The organism is Cupriavidus sp. IDO (assembly GCF_000812465.1).
In the GTDB taxonomy this organism is placed as follows: Bacteria; Pseudomonadota; Gammaproteobacteria; order Burkholderiales; family Burkholderiaceae; genus Cupriavidus.
On the sequence record NZ_JWMA01000006.1, the window covers coordinates 61,503 to 77,524 of the forward strand.

The 16,022-nt window shown below is 62.3% G+C and carries 18 protein-coding genes; 17 read left to right on the forward strand and 1 reads right to left on the reverse strand.

The window, feature by feature from the left end; genetic code table 11:
- The first annotated feature begins 1 nt into the window (after position 1).
- The 4 genes from RM96_RS02120 (at position 2) to RM96_RS36665 (ending at position 2,383) form a co-directional block, all read left to right on the forward strand.
- A complete protein-coding gene (locus tag RM96_RS02120) occupies positions 2-472 on the forward strand; it encodes a MarR family winged helix-turn-helix transcriptional regulator (RefSeq protein ID WP_039007161.1) in 471 nt (156 codons plus the stop codon).
- A gap of 126 nt (positions 473-598) precedes the next feature.
- Entirely contained in the window at positions 599-1,027 is a 429-nt protein-coding gene (locus RM96_RS02125) for a nuclear transport factor 2 family protein (protein ID WP_039007162.1), read from the forward strand.
- Positions 1,028-1,113: 86 nt separating this feature from the next.
- Complete coding sequence (locus tag RM96_RS02130; RefSeq protein ID WP_039007164.1) at positions 1,114-1,848, forward strand: flavin reductase family protein; 735 nt, start codon at positions 1,114-1,116, stop codon at positions 1,846-1,848.
- Positions 1,849-2,236: 388 nt separating this feature from the next.
- Positions 2,237-2,383 (forward strand): DUF3096 domain-containing protein, encoded by a 147-nt coding sequence (locus RM96_RS36665; protein ID WP_082016388.1) that lies wholly within the window; start codon positions 2,237-2,239, stop codon positions 2,381-2,383.
- 330 nt (positions 2,384-2,713) lie between these two features.
- Here the strand turns inward: RM96_RS36665 and ftrA are convergent, their stop codons facing one another.
- Positions 2,714-3,724: a transcriptional regulator FtrA gene (gene ftrA / locus RM96_RS02135; protein ID WP_052279280.1), complete on the reverse strand. Its 1,011-nt coding sequence runs from the start codon at positions 3,722-3,724 to the stop codon at positions 2,714-2,716.
- Positions 3,725-3,967: 243 nt separating this feature from the next.
- On the opposite strand from ftrA, the gene RM96_RS02140 reads away from it, so the two are divergent.
- The 13 genes from RM96_RS02140 (at position 3,968) to RM96_RS02200 (ending at position 15,982) form a co-directional block, all read left to right on the forward strand.
- Positions 3,968-4,315 (forward strand): DUF3088 domain-containing protein, encoded by a 348-nt coding sequence (locus RM96_RS02140; RefSeq protein ID WP_039007388.1) that lies wholly within the window; start codon positions 3,968-3,970, stop codon positions 4,313-4,315.
- Between the two features lie 199 nt (positions 4,316-4,514).
- On the forward strand, positions 4,515-5,522 hold the full coding sequence (trxB, locus tag RM96_RS02145; RefSeq protein ID WP_152624022.1) for a thioredoxin-disulfide reductase: 1,008 nt from the start codon (positions 4,515-4,517) through the stop codon (positions 5,520-5,522).
- 124 nt (positions 5,523-5,646) lie between these two features.
- Positions 5,647-5,880: a DUF6356 family protein gene (locus RM96_RS02150; protein ID WP_039007167.1), complete on the forward strand. Its 234-nt coding sequence runs from the start codon at positions 5,647-5,649 to the stop codon at positions 5,878-5,880.
- Positions 5,881-5,903: 23 nt separating this feature from the next.
- Positions 5,904-7,175 carry a pyridoxal phosphate-dependent aminotransferase gene (locus RM96_RS02155; RefSeq protein ID WP_039007170.1) on the forward strand — a complete coding sequence of 424 codons (1,272 nt, stop codon included), beginning with the start codon at positions 5,904-5,906 and terminating at the stop codon, positions 7,173-7,175.
- A 5-nt stretch (positions 7,176-7,180) separates the two neighbouring features.
- Positions 7,181-8,359, forward strand: coding sequence for a cystathionine beta-lyase (gene metC, locus RM96_RS02160; RefSeq protein WP_039007171.1), 1,179 nt, complete (start codon positions 7,181-7,183; stop codon positions 8,357-8,359).
- 45 nt (positions 8,360-8,404) lie between these two features.
- Positions 8,405-9,205 carry a transporter substrate-binding domain-containing protein gene (locus RM96_RS02165; protein WP_039007173.1) on the forward strand — a complete coding sequence of 267 codons (801 nt, stop codon included), beginning with the start codon at positions 8,405-8,407 and terminating at the stop codon, positions 9,203-9,205.
- Between the two features lie 81 nt (positions 9,206-9,286).
- A complete protein-coding gene (locus RM96_RS02170; protein ID WP_039007390.1) occupies positions 9,287-9,946 on the forward strand; it encodes an amino acid ABC transporter permease in 660 nt (219 codons plus the stop codon).
- Positions 9,947-9,998: 52 nt separating this feature from the next.
- On the forward strand, positions 9,999-10,724 hold the full coding sequence (locus tag RM96_RS02175; RefSeq protein WP_039007175.1) for an amino acid ABC transporter ATP-binding protein: 726 nt from the start codon (positions 9,999-10,001) through the stop codon (positions 10,722-10,724).
- 109 nt (positions 10,725-10,833) lie between these two features.
- Positions 10,834-11,871 carry a D-cysteine desulfhydrase gene (locus tag RM96_RS02180; RefSeq protein ID WP_039007177.1) on the forward strand — a complete coding sequence of 346 codons (1,038 nt, stop codon included), beginning with the start codon at positions 10,834-10,836 and terminating at the stop codon, positions 11,869-11,871.
- 34 nt (positions 11,872-11,905) lie between these two features.
- Positions 11,906-12,802 carry an isochorismatase family protein gene (locus RM96_RS02185; RefSeq protein ID WP_238587039.1) on the forward strand — a complete coding sequence of 299 codons (897 nt, stop codon included), beginning with the start codon at positions 11,906-11,908 and terminating at the stop codon, positions 12,800-12,802.
- 209 nt (positions 12,803-13,011) lie between these two features.
- A complete protein-coding gene (locus tag RM96_RS36670) occupies positions 13,012-13,377 on the forward strand; it encodes a hypothetical protein (RefSeq protein ID WP_082016389.1) in 366 nt (121 codons plus the stop codon).
- Between the two features lie 126 nt (positions 13,378-13,503).
- Positions 13,504-15,021 carry an MFS transporter gene (locus RM96_RS02195; protein WP_052279269.1) on the forward strand — a complete coding sequence of 506 codons (1,518 nt, stop codon included), beginning with the start codon at positions 13,504-13,506 and terminating at the stop codon, positions 15,019-15,021.
- A gap of 82 nt (positions 15,022-15,103) precedes the next feature.
- Complete coding sequence (locus RM96_RS02200) at positions 15,104-15,982, forward strand: hypothetical protein (RefSeq protein WP_063925962.1); 879 nt, start codon at positions 15,104-15,106, stop codon at positions 15,980-15,982.
- Positions 15,983-16,022: the final 40 nt, after the last annotated feature.

Genomic DNA, 16,022 nt, shown 5'->3' on the forward strand with positions numbered 1-16,022 from the left:
CATGACAGGCTCCAGCAAGGCAATGGATGAATTTGATGGCCGGTGTAACTGCCTGGCGGCACGGCAGGCCGCACGCTACCTCACCGCGGTGTATGACAAGGCACTACAGCCGGTGAACTTGCGCGCCACGCAGTTCTCCATACTTCACAAGCTCGCGAATCACGGTCCGCTCACCATCAGCGAGCTGGCTGCCGAGATGGCGATGGATCGCACCACGCTTGCAACGAACCTGAAGCCACTCGAACGCGACGGCCTGGTGAGCATGGCGCCTGGTGTCGACCGGCGCGCCAAGAATGCCTCGGTCACCAGGGCGGGCATGGCGCGCTATCGCCAGGCATTCCCGCTGTGGTCGGCGGTCCAGAGCGAATTCGAAACCGCCTATGGGGAACGCAAGGCCGCCAGTCTGCGCGAGGGCATGCGTGCGGTGCTCACGACGGGGTTCGAGCCCTGGGCGGAGGCCGGCATGGCCTGATGGCCGCGCGATCCAGGCGTGCCCGTAGCGCGGTTCCCGCGTGACGAGGCCGCCCGTTTTTTTTAACCCATATACGAGCATATGCTCTTATATCTTCACCATCCAATGTCCAGACAGGAGACAGACATGACGCACCCCCAGATCATCGAAGCCTGCCGAAAGGCGCTGACCGGCTTTGAGAAGAACGACAAGACCGACCTGCTCAACCTGCTCGCCGACGATATCGTGTTCGAATTCTCGGATTCCCTGCCATACGGCGGCACCTACAACGGCAAGGCCGAGTTCCAAGCGTTCTGGAAGCACGTATATCAGGAGTACGAATATTTCCACTATGACGCACGCGCCGTCCTGGAGGCCGAAGACTATGTCATCGTTCCCGTGATCGCGCGGGCGAAGACCAAGCGCGGCATTTCCATGGAGAACGAGCACCTGTTCCTGTTCCGTGTCAGGGACGGAAAGATCGTCTACGGACGCATCTATGCCGATACCGCGCGCGGACGCGATGTGCTCGAAGGGCGCGAACCGAAGCGCTATCCCAAGCTCCAGCTTTCCTGATCCGCGCCGCACCGACGGCATGCTTCCGATACCGCGGACGCCGGCGCACGCAGCCCGGCGGGCCCGGCGCCAACTGGAGACACCTGATGGAAATCGATCCGACGACCCTGGATACCGATGCCTTGTACAAGATCCTGATCGGCAGCGTGGTACCGCGCCCGATCGGCTGGGCCTCGACACTCTCGACGGCCGGCGTGGCCAACCTCGCCCCGTTCTCATTCTTCACGGTCGTATCCCGCAATCCGCCCATGGTCAGCCTGACCATCCAGCCTCGCTCGGACCGCGTGCGGCTGAAGGACACGCTGGTCAACGCACGCGAAACCGGCGAGTTCGTCATCAATATCGTCTCGCTGCCCCAGGTGAACCAGATGCACCTGTCATCGGTCGAGCATGATCCGGAGACCGATGAATTCGACGTCGCCGGGCTGGCCAAGGCACCGTGCGTCACCGTGCGCCCGCCACGCGTTGCCGATGCACCGGTGTCGATGGAGTGCAAGGTCGACCGGATCCTGGCCCTGGGCGAGGCCGGCGATCACCTCGTCATCGGCCGCGTCACCCGGTTCCATATCCACGATGCGCTCTGGCTGGAGCGGGGGCGCGTGGATACGGCTGCATTGCAGCCCATCGGCCGCCTGGCCGCCGAATACACGCTGAGCAACAGCGTCTTCAGTTGCCCCATCCCCGATGACTTCCTCACAGCCGCGTCGGACCAGCGGATGCAACGCCTGGACGGCAAGGCGACAGGCTGGTCGCCGCTGGATGAGAAAGGCTGGTCGGCAGCAGGTAACGCCACCGTCGGGCTGCCTGCGCGATCAACATAAGCGCGGATGCCGTCGCGCCGGCACGCCCGGCCGAACGGCAACTCAGCTCACGCTGAGTTGCGCCTCCAAACCGCCGCCGTCGCGATTGCTCGAGTGCTAAAGCCCCCCGCACGGATTCGAGCTTGTCTTCCGGAATGCCGGAGCCCCGATCAAGCACGCCGATGACCACGGCGCCGCAGTCGCGCTGCACGCTCAGCTCCGCCGCTCCGCCGAACTTGATGGCGTAGTCTGTCACCAGTGTACGGGGTCTGGCACTTCCTCCGTACGCAGTCGCATTGCAATCCCACATGCTTTGGCGTACGCTGAATTGCTTCCAGACAAGCGGGCTGACTAGCCGGTAATCATCGGCAGGATTGCCGCCCGAACACGCCAATCCCATGGAGTCATTGTGACCATCATCACCAGCGCTGGCCCCCTCATCTCGCTGATTGCCGGAATCCTGATTCTTGTCGTGCCGCGGCTGCTTAACTACATCGTCGCCATCTACCTGATCGTCATCGGCCTGCTCGGACTGTTTGGCGGACATCTGCGCTGAACGGACGCGGTGTCCGACTTCGTTCCGGACGCCCTTCAAGCGACGTTTCCGCAATCCAGCACGTTGCGACCCGCGGCGCCCTCGTCTCCGTATGCGGCCACTCGAATTGGTCCTCCGCGGCCTCCAGCTCCGCGCGCGCCCCGCCTCATGCCGGGCCTCGGCGCGAGGGCCTTAATCCGGCCTCAGGGTTCTACCACGCGATGCGTCGCTTACACCACCTCCAATCAGACCCAGCTTTTCTAGGCCCCTGTCCGGCTTGACGTCAACGGCGCCCGCATCGGAGAAGTGGAAGCCGGGACAGAAGGCTGCTGACCACCATTAGCCAGGTAATCAGTGTGCCTCGGATGCGCTGAACCGCCGCCTGTAGTAACCCGGGCTGGTTCCAAGCCGAGTCCGGAAATGATTGCGCAACGTGGCTGCAGCGCCGAAGCCGACTTGCACTGCGATTTCATCCACGGATAAATCGGTCTCTTCGAGCAACGTCCTGGCCCGGCCCAGGCGCTCGGTAAGCAGCCACTCCCCTGGCGGCATCCCCATCGTACTGACAAAATGCCGCTGAAAGGTACGGGCACTCATCGCCGTTTGCTTTGCCATCCTGACAATCGACCAGCCCTCGTCCAATGTTGCGCGCACCGCGTCCACCAAGGGTGCCAGCGAGGAGCTGCTGCGCTTTGAGACCGGCTCGTCGATATACTGGGCCTGCCCGCCTTCGCGGTGGGGTGGCATGACCAGTCGGCGTGCGACTTGATTGGCTGCGCGCGGGCCAAGGTCCCGGCGAATCAGGTGGAGGCACAAGTCGATGCCCGCCGCACTGCCGGCGGACGTGAGGACATCGCCGGCATCGACGTAGAGCACGTCTGCTTCCACGTGGACGTCCGGATATCGCGCCGCTAGCGCTGCGGCGTGGCGCCAGTGCGTCGTCGCACGCTTTCCGTCGAGCAACCCCGCTGCCGCCAGGACAAAGGCGCCCGTGCAGATTGACATGACGCGCGCCCCGCGTTTGTTCGCCTTCCTCAACGCACGGCAAAGGTCCGGCGGGACGTCTGCGTCGATACCGCGCCACCCCGGGATGATGATGGTCTTCGCTTTGGCCAGGAGTTCGAGGCCACCGTCAGCCTGTACCTGGATACCACCCGAGCCGCGCAACCTCCCCGATTCGGCGGAACAGGTCGTGAAGCGATACCAGCTGTCGCCCATTTCAGGCCTTGGCAGACCGAACACTTCAACGGCGCAGCCATATTCAAAGAGGCTCAGGCCGTCATACACGACGACGGCAACCAGTCCTGCATTGACAGACGATTGTGATTTGGTCTTTGGCACGATACGGACGAAAGCTGGCATTGATGCCACCAGCGATTGATTTTGCCCCATCTGCCCTACGTCTAGCAAGACCCTCCCCCGTGTCTGTTGCACGTGCTGCGATCCTGATCGCCGCCACTCCGTCAAGTTGGCACGATCCTTACGTAAATTGTCGTTCGTGCCACTGGTGGGTTCAATTCGCACTGCTTATTCTGTGCTCGGTGGTTCGCGATACGGCAAGCGACGCGCGTCCGCCAGCAATTTCAACCCGCAGAGAGAGTGAAAGTGAAAGACAAACTATTCATGCTTCGCCCCGGCTTTTTTTCAGGCTCGGAAGGTCCGTTCTATTGTGGAGATTCCGTTGCCGTTGAAGGCCTGCTCGGCTTCTTCCCGCAGTTGCGCAATGAAATTGATGTCGAATACATCGATGCGCCCCGCCCTCGCACGGCAATTGTCGAACTGATCGGCGAGGCGAACCAGTCCGCCCCCGTCCTGGTGCTCGGCGCCGGGCGCGCGCCGGTCGATGACGGCGTGCAGATTCACGTAAGCGGCCAGACGCGTTTTATCGATTCACCCGACCATATCCGTCGATACCTGTCGTCGCAGTACGGTGTGGCGCATCCCGCCTCCTGACTACTACAGGCCAACCCGGCTCATGCGTGAAGAGGCCTTCCATGCAGCCCCGGCGCGCCGATCGCAACCCTTGCGATCGGCGGCATCGTCTACCGCAACATTGGCGGTGCCCATGCGTGGCGGGCCTCGACTTCGAACGGGCTCAGCAATCGCTTCAGGCAATCGCCTGAAGTCTCTTGAATAAGCTATGGATTCTCCAATGTCTTCGCCCAAGCACGCCAAGGTCCTGATTCTCGGTTCCGGCCCTGCCGGCTATACCGCCGCCGTCTATGCAGCGCGCGCCAACTTGTCGCCGGTGCTCGTCACGGGCCTGGCGCAAGGCGGCCAGCTGATGACCACCACCGAAGTCGAGAACTGGCCGGCGGATGCAACGGGGGTGCAGGGCCCAGAGCTGATGCAGCGCTTTCTCGATCACGCGGAGCGCTTCAACACCGAGATCGTGTTCGACCACATCCACACTGCAAAGCTCGACGGGAAGCCGATTCGCCTGATCGGCGAATCCGGCGAGTACACCTGCGACGCGCTGATCATCGCGACAGGCGCATCCGCACAGTATCTGGGCCTGCCGTCCGAGGCATCCTTCATGGGCCGCGGCGTGTCCGCCTGCGCGACCTGCGACGGCTTCTTCTACCAGCAGCAGCACGTAGCCGTGGTTGGCGGCGGCAATACGGCGGTCGAGGAAGCGCTGTATCTGGCTGGCATCGCGAAAAAGGTCACGGTGATCCACCGCCGCGACAGGTTCCGCGCCGAGCCGATCCTGGTAGACCGTCTGCTCGAGAAGGCGAAGCAAGGTGTTGTCGAGATCAAATGGAACCACGTGCTCGACGAAGTGAATGGCGACGAGGCCGGCGTGACCGGCCTGCGCATCAGGCACGCGCAAACCGGCGAGGCCACCGAACTCGCGCTGCAAGGCGTCTTTATCGCCATCGGCCACAAGCCGAACACCGATCTCTTCAAGGGCCAGCTCGAGATGACGAACGGCTACATCGTCACCAACGGCGGCCTCTCAGGCAACGCCACGGGCACGAGTGTGCCGGGCGTGTTCGCGGCAGGCGACGTGCAGGACCACATCTATCGGCAGGCGATCACCAGCGCCGGCACGGGCTGCATGGCCGCGCTCGATGCGCAGCGATATCTGGAAAGTACGCCGGGGCCTGCATTTCTACATTGCACCATCCAGGTAGAAAATTATTCTAATCATGAGTGAGATGGTGGGTGTTTTTGGAAGCCTTTTGCGTGAATCGAACACTATGATTTCTCTCACAAACAGCGCGAAGCCAGCTTTCCAATCCAGGCTCGGACGATGCGCTATACCGGATTACGCCCCCACCATGAGAACAATATTCCGGCTCTTCCAAGAGCACCCGGCATCGGTTGGCGAGAGCTATCTGCAGCATATGTCGTCGTCGTTTTCATTCGGCGCGTCGATGCTGTTCGCATCGATGGCGGCGCTCGTGCACGGCATGCTGCCTTTTCTCTTCGTCGCCACAGGCAGCAACACGATCTCCCGGCTGCATGAGCGCATGGTCACCCATCGCGACCGCATGGCGTCGCGTCACCGATAAACAAGCCCCCCTCCGACAACAACATGACAAGCTCACTAGCGTCTTCCCTGCTACGCCCGGTTCCCTATATGGGCGTGATCCACGTCGTTCACGAAGCCGTCAAGCTTGGCTTCCGCAACGGTCATCCCGACTGGTGCAACCTCGGCCAGGGGCAGCCTGAAATCGGGCCCATGGCAGGCGCGCCGGAACGGCTGGCTTCACTGCAGTTCGACGTGGCCGATTGCGCCTACGGGCCGGTCGGCGGCATCGATGCGCTGCGTCAGGCGGTCGCGGACGATTACAACCGTCGCTATCGTCGCGGCAAGGCATCGCAGTACACGAAGGACAATGTCGCGATTGCGTCCGGGGGGCGGCTTGCGCTGTCGCGCCTGCTCGCCACCCTGGGCGAAATTCGCCTGGGCCACGTCGTGCCCGACTACACCGCCTACGAAGATCTGATCGCTTACCACCGCCATCGCTTCACGCCGGTCACGCTGCCGGTGGGGCCCAAAGACGGCTTTGCCATCCCGGCGCAGGCGCTCGAGGGACTGATCGCCAGAGAAGAACTGGACGCGCTGCTGTGGAGCAATCCCAACAACCCCACTGGCGCCGTGGTACGTGGTGAAGCGCTGGCGCAGTATGTGGCGGCGGCGCGCAACACGGGCTGCTGGATGCTGCTCGACGAGTTCTACTCGCACTTCGTGTTCGAAGATGGCCACGCCCCCGCGGACCAGCCGGTGTCTGCCGCCGAGTTCGTCGAGGACGTGGAAACGGACCCGGTCGTCATCGTCGACGGCTTGACCAAGAATCATCGTTACCCTGGCCTGCGCGTAGGCTGGGTGGTGGGGCCGACCGAGGTGATAGACATGATCAGCCGTGCGGCAAGCGCCATCGACGGCGGCCCGCCGACGATCGTGCAACGGCTTGCCGTGCAGGCGCTGCAACGCGACCGCGCGGATCAGGAAACGTCCGCATTGCGGCAGATGTTCGCCAGGAAGCGCCGCATCATGCTGGACGCGCTGACCGACATGGGTGTCGAGATCCCATGCCCTGGCAACGGCACGTTCTATCTCTGGGGCCGGGTGCATCGGCTGCCCGCGCCGCTGAACACCGCGGACACCTTCTTTACGGAGGGTCTCAAGCGCAAGGTCATGACCGTGCCCGGCAGGTTCTTCGACGTCAATCCGGGCAACCAGCGCACGACCGAATACATCGACGCAAGCTGGGTGCGCTTCTCGTTCGGCCCGCCCGAGCCCAATCTCCGCATGGGACTGGAGCGCCTGGGCGACATGATCAACAGCGCCAGGCGAGGGTAATCCGGATGTCCCCCGATACCTACCTCTCGCACGGCGTAATCGACCCGGACGATTTCGGCGGCGTCGTCAATCCGCCGGTTTTCCATGCGTCGACCGTGACGTTTCGCAATCTCGACGACATGGAAGCGCGCGGGCGCGCCATCTCGGGCGCCGACACAGATGTCATGTGGTACGGCCGAAAAGGCACGCCGACCACATTCGCGTTGCAGAACGCCCTGGCGCAGCTCGAAGGCGGGCACCGTTCGCTGTTGGTGTCGTCCGGCCTGGCGGCGTGTACGAGCGCCATCATGGCGTTCGTCAAAGCCGGCGACCACATCCTGGTGAGCGACAGTGTCTATGGCCCGACGCGCCACTACGTCGAAACGGTACTGGCCCGCTGCAACGTGTCAGCGACGTTCTACGACCCAACGCTTGGGTCCGACATCGCGGCCCTGTTCCGTCCGACCACGACGCTCGTGTTCGCCGAGTCACCGGGTTCGCAGACGTTCGAGATGCAGGACATTCCTGCCATTGCGAAGGCCGCACACCGGCATGGCGCGGTCGTCGTCATCGACAACACATGGGCCACGCCCTTGTTCTTCAAGCCATTCGAGCACGGCGTGGATGTCTCCGTGCATGCGGGGACGAAATACATCGTTGGGCATTCGGACGCCATGATGGGTGTGATCACGACCAACCGTGAGTCATGGAACACCGTGCGCGAATATGTCTTCGCCACTGGCCAGCACGCGGGCCCGGACGACGTTTATCTCGCGCAGCGGGGCTTGCGGACGATGGCCGTGCGCCTTGAGCGGCATCAGCGTAGCGGACTGACCATTGCCGATTGGCTGGCGGGCCGCCCGGAGGTGGCCCAGGTGTTGCACCCCGGGCTCCCAGGTGCGCCGGGCCACGCACTCTGGCGCCGGGATTTCACGGGGGCTTCAGGATTGTTCAGCGTCGTACTCAAGCCCGGATATGGGCGTGAGGCGTTCCGCGCCTTCATCGACGACCTGAAGCTGTTCCGCCTGGGCTTTTCCTGGGGCGGATTCGAGAGTCTGGTGATGCCCTTCGATCCCAGGGAGGAGCGCCCCGCAGCCGCCTGGCCGTATGCCGGCCAGGCATTTCGATTGCACGTGGGCCTTGAGGCCAAGGAGGATTTGATCGCCGATCTGGAAGCCGCGTTCCGCAGACTTGCCGGGCAGTAGCGTTGCCCTTCAAAAAAATACCTATTCCTACATTGGAGACAAGGCATGAAATCCCTGAAGTTGCTGTTGCAAAGCGCGTGCGTCGCGACCCTCCTGAATCTCACGGCGCCCGCCGTGCACGCTGAAGACCTGCTGGATTCGGTCAAAGTCAGCGGTGTCCTGAAAGTCGGCATGGAGGGCACTTACCCACCCTTTGGCTATCGCAATGCCGACGGTCAGCTCGACGGCTTTGACGTGGCCGTCGCCAAAGCCGTGGCCGACAAGATGGGGCTCAAGGTCCAGTTCATCACCACCGAGTGGAGCGGCATCATTGCCGGCCTGCAAGCCGGCAAGTTCGACGTCATCGTCAACCAGGTGGGCATCACACCGGCGCGCCGCCAGGCTCTGGATTTTACCCAGCCATACGTCTATTCCGCGGTCCAGGTACTTCAGCGCAACAATGACAAGCGCGAGTTCAATTCGCTTGACGAACTGAAGGGAAAATCCGTCGGCGTCACACTGGGAAGCAACTATGCCGAACTGGCGAAATCGGTGCCGGGTATCCTGGTGCAGACCTATCCGGGTACGTCGGAAAACCTGCGTGACCTGGCGGCCGGGCGCATCGATGCCGCCCTCAATGACCGCCTGATGCTGCCGTACCTGATCAAGAACTCCAGGATGCCGCTACGCACGGGCGCGCTGCTCGCTGGCACGAAGCTTGAGATGGGCATCCCGTTCCGCAAGGGCAATCCCAAGTTTGCCAAAGCCATTGACGAGGCACTGAACGCGTTGCAGCAGGATGGCACATTGCGCAAGCTGTCCATCCAGTGGTTGGGTACCGACGCCAGCAGGCCCATCGCCCAGTAATCGCTGCCACGCCGGCCGGCTCGTTCCATCGCTGCAGGCATGGACCTGGCCGGCCACGCGGCCACTGCTACGGATCGAATCATGGAATCTCTTGATCTAGTTATTCATGCATCGCCGGTACTCCTGCACGGAGCGGCGATCACCGTAAAATTTGCCCTGGCGTCGATGGTGTTCGGCCTGCTGGTCGGGATCGTGGTCGCCATCATGGGTATCAGCACCAGCCCAGTCCTCGGCGGCATTGCCCGCGCCTATGTCAGCGTCATGCGCGGCACGCCGCTGCTGGTGCAGATGTTCGTCGTCTACTATGGCCTGCCAGACCTCGGCATTTCCCTGGATCCCACCAGCGCCGGCATCCTTACCCTCACGGCCAATGCCGGCGCGTACCTGTCGGAAAGCATGCGCGGCGCGATTCTCGGTATCGGCAGAGGGCAATGGAGCGCAGCGCACAGCCTCGGACTGAGCCATCTGCAGACGCTGCATTACATCGTCTGCCCGCAGGCCTTGCGGCTTGCCGTGCCAAGCCTCGGCAACACGCTCATCAGCCTGATCAAGGATACGTCGCTGGTGTCAGTCATCACCGTGACCGAGTTGCTCAGGTCGTCCCAGGAAATCATCGCATCAACGTTCCAGCCGCTTCCCTTGTATCTGTCGGTAGCAGCGATCTACTGGCTGTTCAGCACCGGATTGTCATGGGCACAGCGTCGCCTCGAGGCGCGTCTGACACTGCCTGTGACGCGTTGATCTGACGGGTGGGAAATCCGAACAAAGCAATCTGCCAGTAGGAGACAAAACAATGATCGCGCTCGAAGGCGTATCGAAGTGGTACGGTCAGTTCAAGGTGCTTGATGCGTGCAGCACCCAGGTAGAAAAAGGTGAGGTCGTGGTCATCTGCGGCCCTTCCGGATCAGGAAAATCCACGCTGATCAAAACGGTCAACGGCCTCGAGCCGTTTCAGCAGGGCCGGATCAGTGTGGACGGGGTGATGGTCGGCGATCCGAAGATCAAGCTCGCCCAGTTGCGTGCGCGGGTTGGCATGGTGTTTCAGCATTTTGAGCTGTTCCCGCATCTGTCCATTCTCGACAACCTGTCTCTCGCGCAGGTCAAAGTGTTGAAGCGGCGCAAAGAGGAGGCACAGGAGAACGGCATGCGGCTGCTCGAGCGCGTCGGCCTGAAAGCGCATGCGCGGAAATACCCCGGGCAGCTTTCGGGCGGACAACAACAGCGCGTTGCGATTGCGCGCGCGCTGTCGATGGATCCGATCGCCATGCTGTTCGACGAACCGACGTCGGCGCTTGATCCCGAAATGATCAATGAGGTGCTGGACGTCATGGTCGAACTGGCACGCGAGGGCATGACGATGATCTGCGTCACCCATGAAATGGGGTTCGCGAAGAAGGTCGCCAGCCGCGTGATTTTCATGGATGGCGGCGCCATCGTCGAGGATGCTGGCAAGGACGCCTTCTTCGGCGATCCCAAGTCGGCCCGCGCGAAGGAATTCCTCGCAAAGATCCTGCACTGACTCACACCAGCTTGCATGAAGGAGGGGGAAGCCGAGGGCGATCAGGGTCCCCGCCGACAACGCCCCCCCGCCGCACCGTCCTGGTCCACCTCTCCCAAAAGTCGAAATCATGAAGATCTCGGATCGCCTTGCCTCTTTCTCCCGCCTCGATCTTGTCGGCGCGGCCACGCCCCTGCAAAAGCTGGATCGCCTGTCCGGGATGCTCGGGCGCGATATCTACATCAAGCGGGATGACACCACGCCACTTGCGTTTGGCGGAAACAAACTGCGCAAGCTTGAGTTCCTGGCGGCTGACGCCTTGCGCCAGGGCGCCGATACGCTGGTAACGGCCGGAGCCATACAGTCGAATCATGTCCGCCAGACGGCCGCGCTGGCGGCCCGTCTTGGACTACGCTGCAGCGCGTTGCTGGAAAACCCGACCGGCACGGCAGACGGCGACTACCTGCACGGCGGCAACCGCCTGCTGCTCGATCTGTTCGACGCGCAGGTCGAGCCGGTTACGAGTCTCGACAACGCCGACGCACAGTTGCAAGCCCTTGCGGAACGGCTGCGTGGCGAGGGGCACAAGCCCTATGTCATCCCGATCGGCGGGTCCAATCCGCTGGGGGCATTGGGGTATGTACGTGCCGGCCTGGAACTGGCGCAGCAAGCCGAAGCGATAGGGCTTGCATTCTCGGCGGTCGTGCTGGCGTCCGGCAGTGCCGGCACCCATGCCGGGCTGGCGTTGGCGCTCGCACACGCGATGCCGGATACACCGGTCGTCGGCATTACCGTGTCGCGCAGCGTCGCGGCGCAAACGCCCAAGGTGGCCGGGCTGATCGAAGGGACTGCTGCGCTGCTCGATGTCGAGGTGCCGGCAGGGCTGAAGGCCGAGCTGTGGGACGAGTACTTCGCACCACGCTATGGTGAACCCAACCAGGCGGGGCTGGAGGCCATCCGCATCCTGGCAGGTACCGAAGGTGTGTTGCTCGATCCCGTCTATACGGGGAAGGCGATGGCTGGTTTGCTCGATGGCGTCGCGCGGGGGCGCTTTGCTTCGGATGGCCCGGTGTTGTTCCTGCATACCGGTGGTGCGCCGGCGTTGTTTGCGTATCGCAATGCAATCAACCTGGAAACAGGGGCAGCGGCTACGATGACCCCTTCCTGACGCCAGCTTGCGGCTATCACTGGGTGTCGGCGCTTTGGCAGGCCCCATCAGCTTGAATTCCTGCCCGGCAGCACTAGCATCCAAAGGGCGCGCGCCGGTTCTTGTGCAGGAAGCAATTCGCTGGCGCCCGCATCCCGTCGATGCAGTTACCTACGCCAGGGAGACCAACATGTCAGAGCGTCCCGCAGATGTGGTGAGCCCCATATCCAACCAGATCATCCCGCCAAAAGTTTCCGCCGACGAGGCAAGACGCGCGGGCCGCGTGCCGTATGACAAGCCGACGGCGGACAACGCGATGATCCTGTTCATCGACCACCAGATCGGCCTGATGGCCGGGCTGCGTGATTTCCCGTCGCTGTCCGCCATCAAGAGCAATGTGCTTGGCCTTGCGCTGGTTGCGAAGGCGATGAAGCTGCCTGTCCTGATCTCGTCGTCAAACGCGCAATGGCAGAACGGCGATACCTTGCCCGAACTCAAGGAGATCTTCTCGGAGGCGCCGATCTATCGCCGGACCGGCATTATCAACTGCTATGAAGACCCTACTTTCCGCCAGGCATTTGAAGACCTTGTGGCGAAGACGGGGCGGCGGCACATCATCATCTCGGGCGTCACGATCGGAACCTGCTGCACCTTCCCGACGCTCTCGATGCTGCAAGACGGCTACAGCGTTTTCCCAGTCGTTGACGCCTGCGGCGCGTGGAACGCTTACGAGGCACAAACTGCGATGTCCCGTATGGCCAATGCTGGCGCTTCACTGGTATCGACCTTCGCCCTCGCATGCGAACTACAGGCCGATTGGAAGCGCGAGACCGCGAATGACATGTTGGCGCCGTTTATTCAGAACCTGCCCGAGTACGGCTTCGTGCTGCAGAACTTCTGGAACAACGCAAATCAGCATGTCGTGCCAGATCCCTTCGGCATGGTCAAGTAACCAATCATGGGCGCGATCTTCCAGGATCGCCATGCCCGGCTCGTTGCGATCCTTGAAGGCCGGCAGAAGTGCCCTTCCATTGGTTGAATATGTGCCTCGCAGCCCTACTATGTAATAGGTATGTTGGCTGCCAAGCACAGACATACCGAGCCGGCCTAGCACGAGACTGCGCGCTGGACCGATGCATCCACCGACACTGGGGGACCACTATGTTAAAGAGTTTGGTCATTCCGCTGACTTGCGCCACGCTGGGCGCTTTCGGGATCGCTTACGCGCAGGGCGTGACTTCTCCGCGCGACCCGTATTCGCAAGGCGCAGACACTGGCACCCGGGATCCGTATTCACAGGGGTCTCGCGCCGGCAAATTCGACCCATACACGGAGGGCGCGGCTCAGTCCACGAAACAGGAATTGGCGCCGAGTACCAACGCACCGCGCGATCCCTATACGCAGGGCGCAAATACCGGGGCGCGCGATCCGTATACCGAGGGCGCTCGCACTATCAATCGCGATTTTCCGTTCGACACTTCCAGCCACGTGCAGGACCGCCGTAACCCGTTCTTCCAGGGAAATTGATCCAGTTACCCCCTTCTAGTCGCTAGCGAAACGTGTTGAACATCTGAGCAAGTCGCCCTCGTACTTCGGGGGCGGCCTTACTGGTCCGGAACCTGCCAGGAGAATGCAATTCCCCCGAGGGTGGCCATGGCGAGCGGCAAGCCCCTGCTGAGCATGCATCCGGAGCTGTCTCCGGCGCGCGTCTACCTGATCGGACTGGCACTGGGCTGCGCCACAGGCGTCGATTTCTGGGCCTCGGCCATGATGGGCGTCGCGGGCACCCACATTCGGGGCGGGGTGCATGCCTCACCAGAGGACTTTCTCTGGAGCTTGACCTCCTATGCAGCCGCGGCCGTCGTCGCGAACCTCATGCTGCGGCGGCTGGCCCAGGATATCAGCTACCGTGGATTTACCCTGGCAGGCCTGGCGATCGCCAGCGTTGGCGCGTTGCTTTGCGCGCTGTCCCGTAACCCGCTGGAATTGAGCCTAGCGCGCGCCGTCCAGGGATTCGGAGCAGGCGGACTATTCGCCGCGTCCCGCATCATCATTCAGATTGGTGCAGCACCGGATGAGCGTCGTCCACTGTTCATCGGTTTCAACATCGGCTCCATGGGGCTGGTCGCCCTGGCCCCGTGGATCACAGCGCAACTCGTCGAGAGTGCGGAGTGGCAACTGGTATTTGTCGTGCAGGCCGGGATCGCCTTCCTGACCCTGCTCTTTGTGATCGCGACCTATCCGAAACGGCTGACCGCGACACGCGCCCCATGGGATGTCGACGTCCACGTCATGGACTGGATGACGGTGCTGTTAATTGGCGCCGGCGCGTTGATACTGTTGCATGGCCTCGGAGACCTGCGCTTCTATGAACTAACCAGTTCACCCTCGGTGGCCGCGACACCCATGATCGGCGTGGCCTTCTTTGTCGCCGCCTTTGCGTATCTGCACCGACACCCGGACCCATGGCTCAATCCGCGGCTCCTTCTGGGCCGTCGCTTCCTGGTCGGACTGGCTTTCTATGCCATCTATTACTTCTTGGGAGGCCTCTGGACCTACGTTGTCGCCAACATGTTGCAAGGCGGCTTGGGCTTCACGTTTCAGACCACTGGAACGGTGCTCACCACGACGGGGCTCATTGGGTTCGCCGGCGCCATGGCGTTCACCTATGGGCGATCTCTGCTGGTCGGCACCCGTCGTTACATCGCATTCGGCTACCTGCTGTTCGCGGCTTCCGCGTGGCTGCTCTCCCAACGAATGATGCTGGGCGCGTCTATCAATGTGCTGCTCCCGGCTCTCGCCCTGCAGAGCCTGGCAATGCCCTTCAGTTTGATGCTGGTGGCAGGTTTGACGTGGGCCGAATTCACCGTAGAGGATTTTGCGCATGGCTACCAGTTCAAAAACATCGTGCGTCAGATTGCCACTGCTGGAGGGACGGGACTGGCGAGCCTGTGGTTGCAATATGGGGAGGTTCTGGCGCGCACGCAACTGATTGCCAGGGTGACGCCGTTCGATTTCCCGCAAGGGATTGCGCAGGCGGAACTGCTGCAGCTATCGCGTGTCATCGATCAGCAGGCGACGCTCCTCTCCACCAGCAACCTGTTTGCCTTGCTGTCGTTCTTCTGCATCGCCATCGCGTCGATCGCAATCTTGCAGCGGGCCTTGCGCTAACCGCATTCGTTTTACCTCTGGCGAGGCATAAGACCGCTTTTTGGCGAACAATGAGATTGGAATGGCTACATGGTAAGTCGCCGTGACAACGCTTCGTTCTTCCTCACTTGCCCATGGTGTCGCGATCAGTTTGCTCGCCGTCGCCAGCCACGTGTCTGCGCAGCCGACACCATCCCCTCCTTCCGCCGCGACGGCGACGCCGCCGGGCGGTGGGCCATGTGCCGGCGTCTGGTTTCCTGCCGGCGCCCGGGTGCAGATGGAGTCCGACGGGGCCATGCCGATGTCCCGGACGGGGATCCAATCGCCGCCGACCGAGAGCGCCAGGAGCTGCCACACCACCGTCCAGATCCACTCGAAGAGCGCGCTAGCCGCCTTGATGGGGCCACCCATCATTACCGAGCAGGACGATCAGATCACGATCACGCCGCCCAGCCCGACATCGCCTGCCCGGATCGAAGGCCACGCAGTCGTTAACGCGAGGGGACCCTATGCGCGGCTCTATGGCACGACCACAAGCCTCGGCGAGGGCGTGTTCAACTACGCCGACCAGGATTTACGCGAAGGGGTGACGCTTGCTAGCGAATACGTCGAGTCCAGTCTGTCATTCACGCTCTACGCGCGCGATTCCGGCGAAGAGATCGGAACGTTCTACGCGCCGCACGCGACCCTGTCGGTCAGCGGCCGCCACGTGGGCCGGCGCCAGACTATTGAGACCGCGATGGGGCGCAAGGAATGCGTGCCGATTACTTATGAGCGGCGCACCTGGACCGGACCCCTGCAGATCCTGGACGAGACCTTGAACACCGATCCACATATCATGCAGGTCACCGACTGGTATTGCCCGAGCGAGGGTTTCGTGCTGCGCACCGACGTCGTCGAAAACGGTAAAACCCAACGCATTGACACAACCGAAATCACGCCATTGCATGGCGCCAAAGAGGTGCTTAGCGCACCCGAATAGGGGCATGGAAACGCGCCAATGACAGGTGGCGAGCTTTTGG

Excerpts from the sequence above, each read along its gene's own strand:
- RM96_RS02120 (WP_039007161.1), top strand. The coding sequence starts at position 2 with ATGACAGGCTCCAGCAAGGCAATGGATGAATTTGATGGCCGGTGTAAC.
- RM96_RS02125 (WP_039007162.1), top strand. The coding sequence starts at position 599 with ATGACGCACCCCCAGATCATCGAAGCCTGCCGAAAGGCGCTGACCGGC.
- RM96_RS02130 (WP_039007164.1), top strand. The coding sequence starts at position 1,114 with ATGGAAATCGATCCGACGACCCTGGATACCGATGCCTTGTACAAGATC.
- ftrA (WP_052279280.1), bottom strand. The coding sequence starts at position 3,724 with ATGCCAGCTTTCGTCCGTATCGTGCCAAAGACCAAATCACAATCGTCT.
- trxB (WP_152624022.1), top strand. The coding sequence starts at position 4,515 with ATGTCTTCGCCCAAGCACGCCAAGGTCCTGATTCTCGGTTCCGGCCCT.
- RM96_RS02150 (WP_039007167.1), top strand. The coding sequence starts at position 5,647 with ATGAGAACAATATTCCGGCTCTTCCAAGAGCACCCGGCATCGGTTGGC.
- RM96_RS02155 (WP_039007170.1), top strand. The coding sequence starts at position 5,904 with ATGACAAGCTCACTAGCGTCTTCCCTGCTACGCCCGGTTCCCTATATG.
- metC (WP_039007171.1), top strand. The coding sequence starts at position 7,181 with ATGTCCCCCGATACCTACCTCTCGCACGGCGTAATCGACCCGGACGAT.
- RM96_RS02165 (WP_039007173.1), top strand. The coding sequence starts at position 8,405 with ATGAAATCCCTGAAGTTGCTGTTGCAAAGCGCGTGCGTCGCGACCCTC.
- RM96_RS02170 (WP_039007390.1), top strand. The coding sequence starts at position 9,287 with ATGGAATCTCTTGATCTAGTTATTCATGCATCGCCGGTACTCCTGCAC.
- RM96_RS02175 (WP_039007175.1), top strand. The coding sequence starts at position 9,999 with ATGATCGCGCTCGAAGGCGTATCGAAGTGGTACGGTCAGTTCAAGGTG.
- RM96_RS02180 (WP_039007177.1), top strand. The coding sequence starts at position 10,834 with ATGAAGATCTCGGATCGCCTTGCCTCTTTCTCCCGCCTCGATCTTGTC.
- RM96_RS36670 (WP_082016389.1), top strand. The coding sequence starts at position 13,012 with ATGTTAAAGAGTTTGGTCATTCCGCTGACTTGCGCCACGCTGGGCGCT.
- RM96_RS02195 (WP_052279269.1), top strand. The coding sequence starts at position 13,504 with ATGGCGAGCGGCAAGCCCCTGCTGAGCATGCATCCGGAGCTGTCTCCG.